The organism is Microbacterium hanjuni, assembly GCF_043556395.1.
Lineage (GTDB): Bacteria > Actinomycetota > Actinomycetes > Actinomycetales > Microbacteriaceae > Microbacterium.
In genome coordinates, this window is the sequence record NZ_JBIGIK010000003.1 from 412,462 (window position 1) to 426,153 (window position 13,692).

The 13,692-nt window shown below is 71.3% G+C and carries 14 protein-coding genes; 6 read left to right on the top strand and 8 right to left on the bottom strand.

Annotation, left to right across the window (positions count from 1 at the left end; translation table 11 throughout):
* Window positions 1–28 precede the first annotated feature (28 nt).
* Entirely contained in the window at window positions 29–943 is a 915-nt protein-coding gene (locus ACFXP5_RS14170) for an SDR family NAD(P)-dependent oxidoreductase (RefSeq protein ID WP_394545125.1), read from the bottom strand.
* Window positions 943–1,740, bottom strand: a complete 798-nt coding sequence (locus tag ACFXP5_RS14175; protein ID WP_394545127.1) for an SDR family NAD(P)-dependent oxidoreductase — start codon at window positions 1,738–1,740, stop codon at window positions 943–945. The genes ACFXP5_RS14170 and ACFXP5_RS14175 overlap by 1 nt, the downstream gene beginning before the upstream one ends.
* Window positions 1,741–1,794: 54 nt before the next feature.
* Between ACFXP5_RS14175 and ACFXP5_RS14180 the strand changes: the two genes are divergently transcribed.
* Window positions 1,795–2,406, top strand: coding sequence for a TetR/AcrR family transcriptional regulator (locus ACFXP5_RS14180; protein WP_394545129.1), 612 nt, complete (start codon window positions 1,795–1,797; stop codon window positions 2,404–2,406).
* 24 nt (window positions 2,407–2,430) lie between these two features.
* On the opposite strand, the gene ACFXP5_RS14185 is transcribed toward ACFXP5_RS14180, so the two are convergent.
* Together ACFXP5_RS14185 and ACFXP5_RS14190 are read right to left on the bottom strand one after the other, a co-directional pair.
* A complete protein-coding gene (locus ACFXP5_RS14185) occupies window positions 2,431–4,341 on the bottom strand; it encodes a potassium transporter Kup (RefSeq protein WP_394545131.1) in 1,911 nt (636 codons plus the stop codon).
* Between the two features lie 7 nt (window positions 4,342–4,348).
* Window positions 4,349–4,873 carry a DUF6611 family protein gene (locus tag ACFXP5_RS14190; protein ID WP_394545133.1) on the bottom strand — a complete coding sequence of 175 codons (525 nt, stop codon included), beginning with the start codon at window positions 4,871–4,873 and terminating at the stop codon, window positions 4,349–4,351.
* 300 nt (window positions 4,874–5,173) lie between these two features.
* On the opposite strand from ACFXP5_RS14190, the gene ACFXP5_RS14195 reads away from it, so the two are divergent.
* Together ACFXP5_RS14195 and ACFXP5_RS14200 are read left to right on the top strand one after the other, a co-directional pair.
* Window positions 5,174–5,581, top strand: a complete 408-nt coding sequence (locus ACFXP5_RS14195) for a (R)-mandelonitrile lyase (protein ID WP_394545135.1) — start codon at window positions 5,174–5,176, stop codon at window positions 5,579–5,581.
* Complete coding sequence (locus tag ACFXP5_RS14200) at window positions 5,578–5,955, top strand: DUF2255 family protein (RefSeq protein ID WP_394545137.1); 378 nt, start codon at window positions 5,578–5,580, stop codon at window positions 5,953–5,955. Before ACFXP5_RS14195 ends, ACFXP5_RS14200 begins: the two co-directional genes overlap by 4 nt.
* A gap of 314 nt (window positions 5,956–6,269) precedes the next feature.
* On the opposite strand, the gene ACFXP5_RS14205 is transcribed toward ACFXP5_RS14200, so the two are convergent.
* Genes ACFXP5_RS14205 through ACFXP5_RS14220 form a run of 4 tightly spaced genes read right to left on the bottom strand, consistent with a single transcriptional unit; the run spans window position 6,270 to window position 10,352 of the window.
* Window positions 6,270–7,094 (bottom strand): glycosyltransferase family 2 protein, encoded by an 825-nt coding sequence (locus ACFXP5_RS14205; RefSeq protein ID WP_394545139.1) that lies wholly within the window; start codon window positions 7,092–7,094, stop codon window positions 6,270–6,272.
* On the bottom strand, window positions 7,091–8,095 hold the full coding sequence (locus ACFXP5_RS14210; RefSeq protein WP_394545141.1) for a glycosyltransferase: 1,005 nt from the start codon (window positions 8,093–8,095) through the stop codon (window positions 7,091–7,093). The genes ACFXP5_RS14205 and ACFXP5_RS14210 overlap by 4 nt, the downstream gene beginning before the upstream one ends.
* Complete coding sequence (locus ACFXP5_RS14215; RefSeq protein WP_394529077.1) at window positions 8,092–9,231, bottom strand: glycosyltransferase; 1,140 nt, start codon at window positions 9,229–9,231, stop codon at window positions 8,092–8,094. The genes ACFXP5_RS14210 and ACFXP5_RS14215 overlap by 4 nt, the downstream gene beginning before the upstream one ends.
* Window positions 9,228–10,352, bottom strand: a complete 1,125-nt coding sequence (locus tag ACFXP5_RS14220) for a glycosyltransferase (protein ID WP_394545143.1) — start codon at window positions 10,350–10,352, stop codon at window positions 9,228–9,230. The genes ACFXP5_RS14215 and ACFXP5_RS14220 overlap by 4 nt, the downstream gene beginning before the upstream one ends.
* A 138-nt stretch (window positions 10,353–10,490) precedes the next feature.
* Between ACFXP5_RS14220 and ACFXP5_RS14225 the strand changes: the two genes are divergently transcribed.
* Genes ACFXP5_RS14225 through ACFXP5_RS14235 form a run of 3 tightly spaced genes read left to right on the top strand, consistent with a single transcriptional unit; the run spans window position 10,491 to window position 13,692 of the window.
* Window positions 10,491–11,387: a WcbI family polysaccharide biosynthesis putative acetyltransferase gene (locus tag ACFXP5_RS14225; RefSeq protein ID WP_394545144.1), complete on the top strand. Its 897-nt coding sequence runs from the start codon at window positions 10,491–10,493 to the stop codon at window positions 11,385–11,387.
* Window positions 11,384–12,364 carry a glycosyltransferase family protein gene (locus ACFXP5_RS14230; RefSeq protein WP_394545145.1) on the top strand — a complete coding sequence of 327 codons (981 nt, stop codon included), beginning with the start codon at window positions 11,384–11,386 and terminating at the stop codon, window positions 12,362–12,364. Before ACFXP5_RS14225 ends, ACFXP5_RS14230 begins: the two co-directional genes overlap by 4 nt.
* On the top strand, window positions 12,358–13,692 hold the full coding sequence (locus ACFXP5_RS14235; protein ID WP_394545146.1) for a glycosyltransferase family 2 protein: 1,335 nt from the start codon (window positions 12,358–12,360) through the stop codon (window positions 13,690–13,692). Before ACFXP5_RS14230 ends, ACFXP5_RS14235 begins: the two co-directional genes overlap by 7 nt.

A 13,692-nucleotide genomic window follows, 5' to 3' on the forward strand; every position in this document is an offset into this window, starting at 1 on the left:
CTTCTCGTTCGGTGCCGTTGCGGGCTGGTCAGGCGATGAGCTGCATCGATGCGTCCCAGAGCCGTTCCGCGGAGGCCGGGTCCAGAGCGTGCGGCACGACGCCGTGCAGGCCGTCGGCGATCTGCGCGACGACCGACGCGGGGTGGCAATCTTCGAAGTAGACAGGGCTGCCCGGGGTCAGGTCGGCTCTGGTGGCCGCGAACACCGAGGTCGCCGCCCCCTGGGCCGTGGTCTTCGTCGGATACCGCCTCTTCATGTCGGCGAGCACGGCCGGATCCCAGTGCCGCTGCAGGTTCGTCCAGATTCCTCCGGGCATGACGGCCGCCGTGGTGATGCCGTGAGTGGCCCAGCGCCGTCGCGCTTCGACGGCGAACAAAACGTTCGCCGTCTTCGACTGCCCATAGGCGAGACCGGGGTCGTAAGCATCCCTCTCGAAGAACATGTCGTCGAAGCGAATACCGCTCGACGCGTGGCCGCTCGAGCTGACGGACACGATCCGCGCGTCCCCCGCCTCGATCAGGGCCGGCAGCAGCGACGTCGCGAGGGCGAAGTGGCCCAGATGGTTGACGGCCATGTGCATCTCCCATCCCCGGTCGTTGCGCCGCTCGGGGAGGTGCATGACCCCCGCGTTGTTCACGAGCAGATGCAGCGGGCCCGACCACGCTTCCGTGAAGGCGTGCACCGAGGCGAGATCCGCCAGGTCGACCTCGGCGACGCGCACCTCGCCGGTGACCGTCGACGAGCGGATCGACGCGGCCGCACGCTCGCCCGCCGCGGTATCGCGGACGGCCAGCGTGACGCTGGCCCCTGCCGAAGCGAGTGCTCGCGCCGTCTCGATCCCGATACCGGAACTCGCCCCCGTGACGATCGCGGCCCGGCCTCTCAGATCGAGGCCGTCGACCACGTCGAGCGCGGTCGAATCGGCACTGAACGTCGGGCTCATCAGCCGACCCGCGTGTGGGAGATGCCGCCGTCGACGTCGAGCACCGAGCCGTGGACGAAGGCGGCCTCGTCCGACACCAGGTAGCGCACCCCGAAGGCGATGTCGACCGGACGCACCGGGCGCCCGGCCGGCGTCGCGGCGGTCATGCTCGCGAGCACGTCGGCGCTCTCCGCGTTTCCGGGTGTGCTCGTCGCGCCGGGTGCGACGGTGTTCACGTTGACCCCGCTCGGCCCGAACTCCGCCGACCACGTGCGGGTCATCTGCTCGATCGCCGCCTTGGACGCGGTGTACATCGCCCCGAACGGGACACCGACCCGCGACATCCACGAGCCGACGTTCACGATCGAGCCGGACCCCTGGGCAGCCATGGCGGGGGCGAGTTCGGCGACGAGCACGTGGGGCGCTCGCACGTTGATCGCGAGCATCGCGTCGAGGTCGGCGTCGGAGAGGTCTGCCGTGGGTGTCGCCGGGTAGATGCCGGCATTGTTGACGAGGATGTCGACGCGACCACCGAGCAGCCGCGTAGCGGTGGCCGCGAACGCTCGCAGGTCGTCGTAGCTACCGGCGAGATCGGCGGGCGCGGCGTAGGCCGTCCCTCCCGCGGTGATGATCTGGTCGGCCACCGCCTGGGCGCGAACTGCATCACGACCGCTGATGACTACGGCGGCACCGGAGGCGGCCAGCACGCGGGCGATCGATTCTCCGATCCCGCTCGTGGAGCCGGTCACGATCGCGGTGCGCCCGGAGAGGCGGCTATCGGTGGGGAGGGACTGGAGGACATCGTCGTTGGACTGCATGGTCCATTGGTATCACAGCCTGGACCGCACGGTCCATTCGCGTAGGATGGCGGAATGGAACGCGCCGAGATCACCGAGCGGGGACGCTTGACGCGCCAGCGGATCATCGAAGCCACGGGCGAGCAGATCCTGGCCTCGGGGATCGGCGGCACCACGCTGGATACCGTGCGGGCCGCGACCCTGACGAGCAAGAGCCAGCTCTTCCACTACTTCCCCCGCGGCAAGACCGAGCTGGTGCGCGAAGTCGCCGAATGGGAGGGACGCCAGCTGCTGGAGGCTCAGGAACCCGAGATCCACGACCTCGGATCCTGGGAATCGTGGGAGCGGTGGCGTATCAAGCTCGTGGACTACTACATCGACCGGGGCCGCTGGGCGTGCCCCGTCGGGTCGCTCGCGACACAGGCGGCCCAGACCGATGCCGAGCTGGAGAGCACCCTCGCGGAGAGCATGCGGGCGTGGCGCGATGCGCTGGCCGCGGGCGTTCGCCGGATGCAGATCGCGGGAGCCGTCGACGAGTCGGCCGATCCCGGCCGGATCGCAACGGTCATCCTCGCCGCGATCCAGGGCGGGCTGATCCTGAGTCAACCGGAACGATCCGCCTGGCCCTTGGAAGCGGCCCTGGACAACGCGCTCGCACCGCTGCACCAGGCGTCGATCGAGCCCTGAACCCGCCGGGTCGACAGCATCCGGTCAGATCTCGATGCGGGAGCCCATCAGGATCGTGCGGTCGGGTGGCAGGTTGAAGTACTGCGCCGCGTCGGCGGCTCCCCGCGAGGTCGCGATGAAGAGCACCTTGCGCCAGCGGGCGAATCCCGGCGCGTTGCCCCGATGCAGGTCGATCGTGGAGAGGAAGTACGAGGCGTTGTCGAGGTCGACAGGTATCTCGAGGCCCTCGGGGTCGAGCAGCGCGAGGGTCGCGGGCACGTCGGGTCGCTCCATGAAGCCGAACCGCGCCCGCACGAGGATGATCCCGTCGTCGGTGTGACGCAAGGAGTCCGGTGACACGCGCTCGCTGTCGGGAACGGTCGGCGTCTGCGCCGTCTCGATCGAGAGGATGATCACGTTCTGACTCAGCGAGCCGAGGTGTCTCACAGTGGCCTGCATCGCGAGCGGCGTGGTCGCCGAGCCGCGGTTGAGGTACACCGCGGTGCCGGGCGCGCGCACCACGGGCATGATGTGGTCGTGGAGCGATTCCAGGAAGGTGTCGAGCGAGCCTTCCTCCTCCTCGCGCTCCGCGGTGACGATCTCCCGCCCGCGATACCAGGTCGTGAGGATCAGGAAGGCGACGACCGCGATCGCCAAGGGCAGCCACGCGCCGTGCGTGATCTTCGTGAGGTTGGCGGCGAAGAAGAACGCCTCCACGAGGAGCAGCGCCCCACCCCCGACGACCACGAGCCAGAGCGGCGCGCGCCACGCCTTCCGCGCGTAGTACAGGTACAGGGTCGTCGTGATGAGGATCGTGCCGGTGACGGCCATGCCGAACGCGTAGGCGAGCGCCGAGGACTCGCGGAAGCTGAGCACGAGCACGATGACCGCGATGAGCAGGATCCAGTTGATGAGGGGCACGTAGATCTGCCCGATCGTGCGAGCCGAGGTGTGCTCGATACGCAGGCGCGGCAGGTAGCCGAGTTGCACGGCCTGTCGGGCGACCGAGAACGCACCGGTGATCACGGCCTGCGAGGCGATGACCGTGGCCGCGGTGGCCAGGATCACCATCGGGAACTGCAGCGGTCCGGGGATCAGCAGGAAGAACGGACCGTCGATGGCGGCGGGGTCGTCCAGCACCAGCGCCGCCTGTCCGAAGTAGCTCAGGATGCACGTCGGGAAGACGAGGATCAACCAGGCGCGCGCGATCGGCAGGCGCCCGAAGTGACCGAGGTCGGCGAACAGCGCCTCGGCCCCCGTGATGGCGAGCACCACGGCGGCCAGGGCGAAGAACGCGACCGAGGGGTTGGACACGGCGAAGGCGATCGCGTAGGTCGGCGACAGCGCCAGCAGGATCTCGGGGTCGCGAGCGATCCCCCCGATTCCGAGCGCCCCGATCGCGACGAACCACACCACCATCACCGGACCGAACAACCGGGCGACGGCGGCCGTGCCGAACCGCTGGAACGAGAACAGAATGATGATGATCACGATGGTGATCGGGATGACGAAGGCGGCCAGCGGAGGTGCGGCGACGCGCAACCCTTCGACCGCGGACAGCACCGAGATCGCCGGTGTGATCATGCTGTCGCCGAAGAACAGAGACGCCCCGAAGATGCCCAGGGAGACGAGCACCATCTTCGTGCGCGGGCGACCGGCGGCGGTCTTCTTCCCGACGAGGGTCAGCAGCGCCATGATGCCGCCTTCGCCCTCGTTGTCGGCCCGCAGGATGAGGCCCACGTAGGCGATCGTCACGATGAGTGTGACCGACCAGAAGATGAGCGAGGCGATGCCGTACACGTTCTCGGGAGACACCGGCACCGGGTGCGGGTCGGCCGGATTGAACACCGTCTGGATCGTGTAGATCGGGCTCGTGCCGATGTCGCCGAACACGACACCGAGCGCGGCGACCGTCAGGGCCGTCTTGGCGAACCTTCGCTTCTCTTCAGCTACCACTCGCTGATTATGACGGTATTCCGAGGGCCGCCGGGCGCCCTGCTGGGACCAGGAAGTACAGCCGCCCCCAGAGCACCTCGCGCTCCACCGCGCTGAGACTCGGATCGGCGTCCATGAGGTCGGCGACCGCGGATGCCGCGTCGAACACCGTGAGGGCGGCGAACTCGTCGTCGCTCGCGTCGTCCCACGATTCGGTGGCGGTCAGAGAACGGATGCCGGCGCGCAGGCGCCGAGTGAGCACCGACAGCAGTGCCCAGACCGCGAGTCCCCCGCCGAGCACGAGGCCGGCGAGCACCAGGGTGGACGTCACCTGCAAGAGCACCGCGATGATCAGCCCGACTCCCGCGCCGAGCGCCACCGAAAGATCGGCGAGCAGCAGCATCCGCCGCTCACCGTTCGAGGTTCCGGGCGGGTAGACACGGATGTGGCGGATGGCGCCGTCGGGGCGATACGCCTCGGCGATCGTGCCCCAGCAGGACCGGCGGGTGAGGATCGGCGCGACGGGGCGATAGACGCCCGCGAAAGGCGGCACGTCAGTTGTAGCCGAGGACGACGCCGCCGTCTTCGGTGCTCGCGGGGGTGCGCGACGAGGAGGGGGAGAACGGTGATGCAGAGGAATTCACCCAGTAATCGTGCGCCCGCCCGCGCCGTCCGAGACGGCACCTGACGCTTTTCATACGGGCGGGGGCGCGATCCGAACGGTACGCAGACAGAGACGCGATTCGGGCGTCGTCGGAGGGAGGGTCTGGCCGTACCTGTACCGACCGGCACTCCCGCGGCCATGCTGGGGGGTATCGGATGGACGCGAGCCATCCGGCACGAAAGGAACATCATGAGCACCCAGAAGCAGCCCGTTTCCGCCACCGTGAAGGGCCCCGAGGAGTGGTTCAGCGGTGACGTGTACTTCAACGCGTACTACCAGGGCGAGGAGCCCTCACGCGTGCGTCTGAACCTGGTGCGCTTCACCCCCGGCGCCCACACGGCCTGGCACCGGCACGCCGTCGGCCAGACCCTGCATGTCACCGAGGGGTACGGCTACGTGCAGAGCCAGGGTGAAGAGCTGATCGAACTGCGCCCCGGTGACACCGTCTCCACGCCCGCGGGCGAATGGCACTGGCACGGCGCGGCCACCGACGAGTTCATGAGCCACCTCGCCCTCTGGGAAGCATCGGGCACCGCGGACGAGCCCGAAACGGTCTGGGGCGAAAAGCTGACCGCCGACGAGTACCCGTCAGCATGAGCGCCTGGACGCCCGACGAGCTGCGCGCGATCGGCGGCGCCGAGGAACTGCGGCTCGCCTCCGCCCGCCCCGACGGGTCGCTGCGCCCGTTCGTGACGATCTGGAGCGGCGTGGTGGGGGAAGACCTCTACGTGCGCTCCGCCCACGGTCCGGAGAACGGGTGGTTCCGGCGCGCCCAGCACTCGGGCATCGGGCGAATCTCGGCGGGTGGGCTCGAGAAGGACGTGGCGTTCGTGGCCGCCGATGCCGATGTGGCCGACGCCCTCGACGACGTGCTGCACGCGAAGTACGACCGCTTCGGACCGGCCTTCGTCGACCCGATAACCGGCCCCGACACGGTCGCCACGACCTTGCGGATCGTCCCGCGCGGCTGAGCCGCAGCATCCGCCGGCCCCTCGGCGGACACAACTCCTCCATCCCGGCTCCGCGAGGCTCGAACACGCCGCAACAGGCCCCGGTCGGGCCCCGGAGTGGAGGAGTTATGTCCGCGCGGGGCGGGTCAGGCCCCCCGCGGGCGGCTCACCCGCCAGGCGGGGCCGAAAGCCGCGGGCGGACACAACTCCTCCATTCCGGCTCCGCGGGGCTCGAACACGCCGCGACACGCCCCGGTCGGGCCCCGGAGTGGAGGAGTTATGTCCGCGCGGGGCCGAAAAGACCCCGCCGGGGCGGCTTACGCCGCGCGGGGGGCTCAGGATGCTGGCGGGTCGGGCACGCGGCGCCAGGTGGCGCCGTCCCACTCGATCGCGCCGGCCGCGGCGAACTGCTCGAGCCAGCCGCCCATGGGCCACTCGCCCCAGCGGGCCGCGAAGGTCGCACCGTTGCGGAGGATGTCGTCGAGGTGCTGCCAGGGCGGCGCCGACGTCGGGTGCCACTGGTGGTACGCGTGGGCACCACCGACCCAGGCGAGCGGGATGCCGGCCGCGCGGGCCCGCCAGGCGAAGTCCGTGTCCTCGGCGCCGTACCCCTGATAGGCCGGGGAGAACCCGCCCGACGCCCGCCACGTCGCCGCGCCGACGGCGAACGACAGCGACCAGAACAGGTTGTAGTCCGCCGGCTCGGCGATCACGATCGCGCCGGGCTCGGGGTTCGGCCGCGCCGCGTGCGGGCGGGTGAGCGCGTCCAGATCTGCCAGGCCCGCCGGAGCGACCCCCTCCGCGAGATAGGTCACGGGTCCGCAGAGGATGCTGCCGGGCAGCGCGGCCGCCGCCTGCACGTAACGGTCCACGAGCTCGGGGCCGGGCAGGCAATCCGCGTCGAGGAAGATCAGCAGCTCGGCGCCCGCGGTGATCGCGGCGTCGGCGGCGGCGTTGCGCCCCTCCCCGACGCGCAGCCCGTGGTCACCGGGTGGAACGTGCAGCGCGGGCGGATCGGCGGGCGGAGGCTCGGGGTCGAGCCACGCTTCCGCACGCAGGAGACGCGGTCGGTGCAGAGCGCTCACGAACGCGCGCTGGCGGTACACATGCGCCGCGCGCGCCCGGGAGGCCACGGTCACCACGGCGGTGCGCACGCTCACCCCGCGACCGAGCCGATCACGCCGGCGGCGCGTTCGGGAGCGCCGTCGGTGCGCCACAACGTCCAGTCCGGCCGCAGCGCGCGTGCTCGGGCGAGCAGCGCGGGCAGGTCGCGGCCGGGCCACGCCGGTGCGACGACCGCGAGACCGTTTGCGGCGAGCGCCGCGGCGGTGCCGAGCTGCTCGGCGAAGGGGCGCTCCTGCGGAACGACGACCGCCCGCGAACCGGCGGCGGCGAGATCCGCCACGCTGTTCTGCCCCGCCGCGCTGATCACGACCTCGCTGGCGCAGAGCAGATCCCACGGGTCATCGAGCCACCCCGAAGCATCGCCTCCTACCGTCTGCAGCCTCCACCCGGCGGCCTCGGCGTTCGCTACCGCGGCGGTCACGGCACCCGGTTCCGCCACGCTGCCGAGCACCAGCACACTTCCGGGAACGGCGGTGCGGGTGCGCTCCCGCCCGGCGAAACGGGAGATGCCGCCCACCCACGTGACCTTGTCCCGGACGGCGTCGAGGGCGGTGGAGGCGACCATGCCCTCGGGCCAGGGGGCCAGGATGCGATCGGCCGCCCGGTAGGCGAGGGCGTGCGCGTCGTCGGTGCGCTCCCCCGGCTGCGTCACGACCACGGCCGGAAGACCCAGCAGGCGCACCCACAGAGCGACCTCCACCGAGACATCGACGACGAAGGCGTCGAGCGCGCGTTCGGTGGAAACCTGGGCGATCGTCGTCAGGCGCCGCCGGTGCCCGGGGTGCCCGAGGGGCGCCCAGTGCAGCATCCCACCCACCGTCGGATCCGCCGTGCGCGGGTCGACCTCGCGATCACCGGCGACGAACCGGCCGTCGTCACGGGGAAGGACCACCCAGGTCGTGTCCTCGGGCAGGTGTGCGGGGGCGGCGAGCGAGGAGAACACGACGACAGGCCCCGCGAGGTGCGGACGCACGGCGCGAAAACGCGTCAGGTGGCCGTGCCCGTGATGGTGCACGTACCAGCCGACACCGCTCACGCGACCGCCATGCGCTGCTCGTCGCCGACCCACGACCACATCAAGCGCTCGAGGTCGTCGTGGCGCCGATCGAGGGAGAACTGCAGGGCCGCTGCCGCGCGGATCTCGGCCCGGTAGGCGGGGTACTCCGCACGCGCGGCGAGCTCATCGGCCGCGAGCGACAGCGAGACGACATCGCCGCGCGGCACCACCTCGGTGCCGGGGAGGCCGCCGATGACTTCGCGCACCCCACCCGCGTCGAAAGCGGCGACCGGGGTTCCCGTCGCGAGCGCTTCGGCGAGCACGAGACCGAACGGCTCCTCCCACATCGGGGTCACCAGAACGACGGCGCTCCGACCGACGAGGCGGGCGAGGGCGCTCTGGCGGAGCGGCCCCACGTAGCGGGCGTGCGAGCCGAGCCGCGGTTCGATCTCGGTGGCGAAGTACTCGGCGTCGCCGACGCGGCCGGCCACGACGATCTTGCGGCCGGCGAGCCGCGCTGCGTCGATGGCGAGGTGCGGAGCCTTCTCCGGCACGATGCGCCCGAACCACGTCCACCGGTCGCCGCCGTGGCCGGGTGCCCAGCGTTCGGTGTCGACCCCGTTCGGAAAGACCGTCGCGTCGACGCCGACGTCGGCCCACTCGCCGGCGGTGTGCCGGCTGACCGCGTGGAAGCGGTGCCGGTCGCCCACGATGCCGCGCTGGGCGGCCAGCATGGCCGGCAGCGGGGGCGTGTGCAGGGTCGTCACCATCGGCAGGCCGATGCGGTCGCTCCACGACAACGGCGTGCCGTGCAGGCTGTGGTTGTCGACGATGTCGAAGCGGCGACGGTTGCGGGCGAGGTAGGCCATCGCGACCCCCATCGACCGTTCGATCAATTCGAGGTAGCCGTCGGGGTAAGCCGTGTCGGACGCCTCCGCGATCGTTCCCCACTTCGGCCGCGGGAGCACGAACTGCCGCGGTCCGGTGAGGAAGTCCGACCCCTCCGGGCCGCACAGGGTGACGCTGTGGCCGCGGGCCCGCAGCCCCCGTACGCGCTCCCAGACACTCGCTTCGAGACCACCCGGGTAGGGCTGGCGGATGGGATGGCGCGACGGCGCGATCACCGCGATCCGCAGTGCCTCTCCCTCGGGCAGGCTCCGACCGAGGGCGCTCATGCCGCGGCTCGCGGAACGAGCGAACGGTAGATATCGGTGTGGGCGGCACGCACCTCGGCCAGCTCGCTCTCCCGAGCGCCCGCCCGCGCAGCCACCTCGGCGGCGCGCGCAGCGGAGCCGGGCCGCGACCAGGCGGGCGTGGTCGCCCGTTCGATCGCCGCGGCGAGCGACACCGGGTCGCCGATGTCGAAACGGGCGTACTCCGCGGGGTGCTGGTCGCGGTAGTGCCCGACGCTGGGGCCCACGACGGGCACGGCGAGGTCGTGGCAGAGTTCGAGCCATCCGGAGTGGGTGCCGTACGCGTACGGCAGGATGCAGGCGTCGAGGTCGGCGAGAGCCGCCAGCAACTGCTCGTCGGGCAGTCGCGGCCCACGCACGAGGTCGATGCCGTCGTGCTCGGCGACGATCTGCTGCACGAGCATCGCGGTGTCCTCGTTGCGCACACGCTCGTTCATCTGCAGGGTCGCGCGCACGCTCGAGCCCGCCGCGCGCAGGCCCGCGACCGCGCGCACGAGGGTGGAGGCCACTCCGACGGCGTCAATGTTGGGGCGCAGGTCGCGCAGGTGCGTGCCCACCGTGATCACCGACGACGAGTTTCCGATCGGCAAGCGCTCGCCGGCGTCCCCGAGCCGGGGATGCGCGATGACGATCGCGTCGCGCCCCCAGCGCTGCGCGATCTCAGCGCGAGCACCGTCGGTGAGGGTGATCACCACATCGGCGGAGGGGACGACCACATCGAGCATCCGCTCGTGCTGCTCCTGCGAAGCGAGCTGGGGATTCTGGAGGTCGTGCACGGTGTGGACGATCGGCTTGCCCGCGCGCCGGGCGGCGGCGAACGCGGCGGCGACGTGCTCGGGCGTGTACGACTCCGCACCGAAGTGCAGGTGGAGCACATCGAACCGGGCGGCGTTGTGCACCAACCACCCCTCGTCGAGCACCTGCGGGGGCCACCACCGGCCGGGTTCCGCTCCGGGCGGGAGGGGATCGGGCAATACGGTCACGGTGTCGGGGTCACTCACGGCCCGGACGTAGGGATGCTGCGCGGGCACGGCGGCGAGCCGGATGCGGTCGACGGAGGGCGTCTGGTGAATGGTCGACCTCCTGGCGAGTGGGGTTTTCACGGGGGTACAACATCGAACGTATCTTGGCAACGGAGATACGCAGGACGACGGGTGGTGATGCTCTCGGGCTACGTTCATCACTATGGATCACACGACGCTCCGCAACCGACCGTTGCAAATGGAGGTCGGGCAGTGATAATGACCCCCGCCGCGGAGGCGCGGCGACAGCATTACGCCGAGTTCTACGACCTCGCCGAGCACCCGGCCGGTGCCACGATCGTCGTCGGCAACTGCCAGGCGGAGTCGTTGCGCATCGTGCTGCAGTCGCCCGAGTTCCCGACGGTGCGCATCCCGCCGGTCCACGAGCTCACCGCCGAAGACCTGCCGCACCTCGATCGTCTCCTCAGCGATGTGGCGTTCGTGATCTCCCAACCGATCAAGGACGACTACCGCGGGTTCCCCCTCGGCACGCGGCAGATCCTCGCCCGGATGGCCCCGACGGCACGCGGCCTCACCATCCCGATCGTCCGTTACACCGGTCTGCATCCGTTCCAGGCCGTGATCCGCGACCCCGCCCTGCCCGAGGCTCCTCCCGTCGTCGATTACCACGACGTCCGCGAACTCGCGCGGGCCGCAGGTCTCCCGTTGCCCGAATCGCTGGGCCGCGCCGCGGTGCGGGCGATCGGCGAGGATTCCCTCACCGAGCTCCGTCGGCGCGAAGAGGTCATCGACGTCGCGATCTCCGACCTGTTCGTCCAGCCGTCGTTCGACCTGATGCGCACGATCAACCACCCCGGCAACCCGGTGTGGCTCACCCTCGGCGAGCGCGTGCTGTCGGCCCTGGGCTCGGCGGCGACGGTGAACGACCCCGGCCGACCGCTGCTGTCGAGCATCATCGCCCCGCGGGAGAGCTGGGTGGCCGCTGCATGGGACCTCGATACCGAGACATCCCCCGATTGGGTGATCACCGGCGAACCGGTCACCGCCGATGCCGTGCAGTCAGCTCAGGCAGCGTGGTACCACGAACACCCCGAGTTCGTCGCCCGCGCGGTTCGGCGTCTCGCGCCGACGCTCGAGCGCTGGCGCGCCGCGTGAGGGCACTCCCCCGCCTCGTCGTGCACGATGTCCACCAGCACGGTGTCGCGACCTACGCGCAGCAGGTGGCGGATGCTGTTGCCGAAGCATCGGGTATCGACCTCGCCATCCTGCGCGCCGCCGTGGTCGAGCTGGCCCCCGGAACCCCGCTGCACCTGCACTTCACCGACCGCCTGTGGGCTTCTTCCCCCGAGGAGGCGAGCGAGATGGTGCGCCGGCTCGCGGCGAAGCATCCGTTCTCCGTCACGTTCCACGACGTGCCGCAACCCTCCGACGGCGAGCGCAATCTCATCCGCCGTGGCGAGGCGTATCGCGCCGTCGCGGCCACCGCGACGGCGGTCGTGGTCAACAGCGCCCACGAGGCGTCGCTGCTGCGCGAGCACGAGGTCGCGCAGAGGGCGGTCGTCATCCCGCTGCCGATCGACCGGATTCCGGGCCTCCGCTCCACCGAGTCGGCGCTCGACGGCAGCATCGGGGTGCTCGGCTTCTTCTACCCCGGCAAGGGCCACGCCGAAGCTCTCGATGCCGCGGTGACGGCCGGGGTCCCCGCGCTCACGGTACTCGGCCGGGCATCGGAGGGGCACGCGGCCGACCTCGACGCCTTCGTGCGGGCCGCCGCCGACCGCGGCGTCGCGGTCGAGGTCACCGGTTACCTGGACGACGACGCACTCGTGCGCCGTGGGCGCAGCGTGGCCGTTCCGGTGATCGCCCACCGCCACATCTCGGCCTCGGGGTCGCTCGGCAGCTGGATCGCCGCCGGCCGCAGACCCGTCGCCACCGCCAACCGCTACATCTCGGAGATGGCGGCGCTTCGCCCCGGCACGGTGACCGTCGCCGCCCCCGATCGCCTCGCCTCTGCGGTGGCCGCGGCCCTTAGAGACCCGGCATCGACCTGGCTCGGCGACACCGCCGTAGGGCATGGCCGCCTCGAGGTGGCCGAGGCGTACCTCGCCTGGTGGCGGGGGCTCACGTGGTGAGGCCCCCCTTCGGCACCTGGGTGCGCGGCAACGGGTGGAACGAGCTCGACGGACACCTGCCCGAGCCCCTGCCGACGGTGTCGGTCATCGTCACCCACTACGACCAACCCCGAGAGCTGCGGCGGATGCTGCACGCCCTCGAGCGGCAGGACTACCCCACCGACCTCGTGCAGATCATCGTGGCCGACGACGGCTCGCCCGATGTGCCGGCGGTGCCGCCGGGCGTCGAGCTGGTACGCCAGCACGACGACGGCTTCCGCGCCGCGGCGGTGCGCAACCTCGGGGCGCGCTCGGCGAGCGGCGACGTGCTCTGCTTCCTCGACGCCGACACGGCGCCGGAGCCGGGGTACGTGCGGGCGATCACGCGCTTGCCCGCCCTGCTGCCCGAAGCGGTGACGGTCGGGCGCCGTCGCCACGCCGACTTCAGCGACGTCACGTTCGATGCTCCGCTCGAGAACGCCGCCGAGCTGCACGAGCTGCCCGAGCCGACCTGGCTGAGCGAGGCGTACGAGCGCTCCGCTGATCTGCTGCACGCCGACGACCGCTCGTACCGGTACATCATCGGCGCGGCTTTCGCGTGCACGCGCTGGTTCTACGACGAGCTCGGCGGCATGGACGAGAGCTTCACCGTGTACGGCGGCGAGGACTGGGAGTGGGCGCACCGCGCCTGGCAGCACGGCGCCGTGTTCGCACACGTCCGCGATGCCGTCGCCTGGCACGACGGACCGGAGTGGGCCGGGCGCAAGCTCGATCCCGCCGAACGCCGCCGCGACGGCAATGCCCAGTCACTGCTGCTCACCCGGGCGATTCCGCTCGACGGCTCGCGCGGTCACGGGATCGACACGGGAACGCCCGACGTGGTCTTCCGGCTGCACGGCAGACATCCGGATGCTGCGACCTTCGTCGGCGTCGACTCGGTGCTCGCCGCTTTCCCCCGCGCACGGGTGCAGCTCGAGCACGGCGCCGGGACGTGGCCGTTCGCCGCGGATCCCCGAGTGGGCGAGGTGCGGCCCGACCGCCCCGACGCTCGGGTGGTGGTCGACCTCGATCGCCCGGTCGCCCTGCGCGGCGCTTCGGCGAGCGCTCTCGCCGACGGCATCCGTTCCCTCGGACAAGGCGACATCGGCGCCCTCTCGCTGCGAGCCGCCTCCGGCGAGACATTCGGGCGAGCAGAGAGCCGTCGAGCTCACGAGCGCCGGCGTCGCTGGGGCACTGACGCCGCGTTCGAGGTCGCTGAGCTCGATCTGCCGGATGCGATCGTGCTGGGCGACGCCCCCGCGGTCGAGGCGTACGTCGGGGGCTGGGCCCACCCCCACCACCTTGCCTGA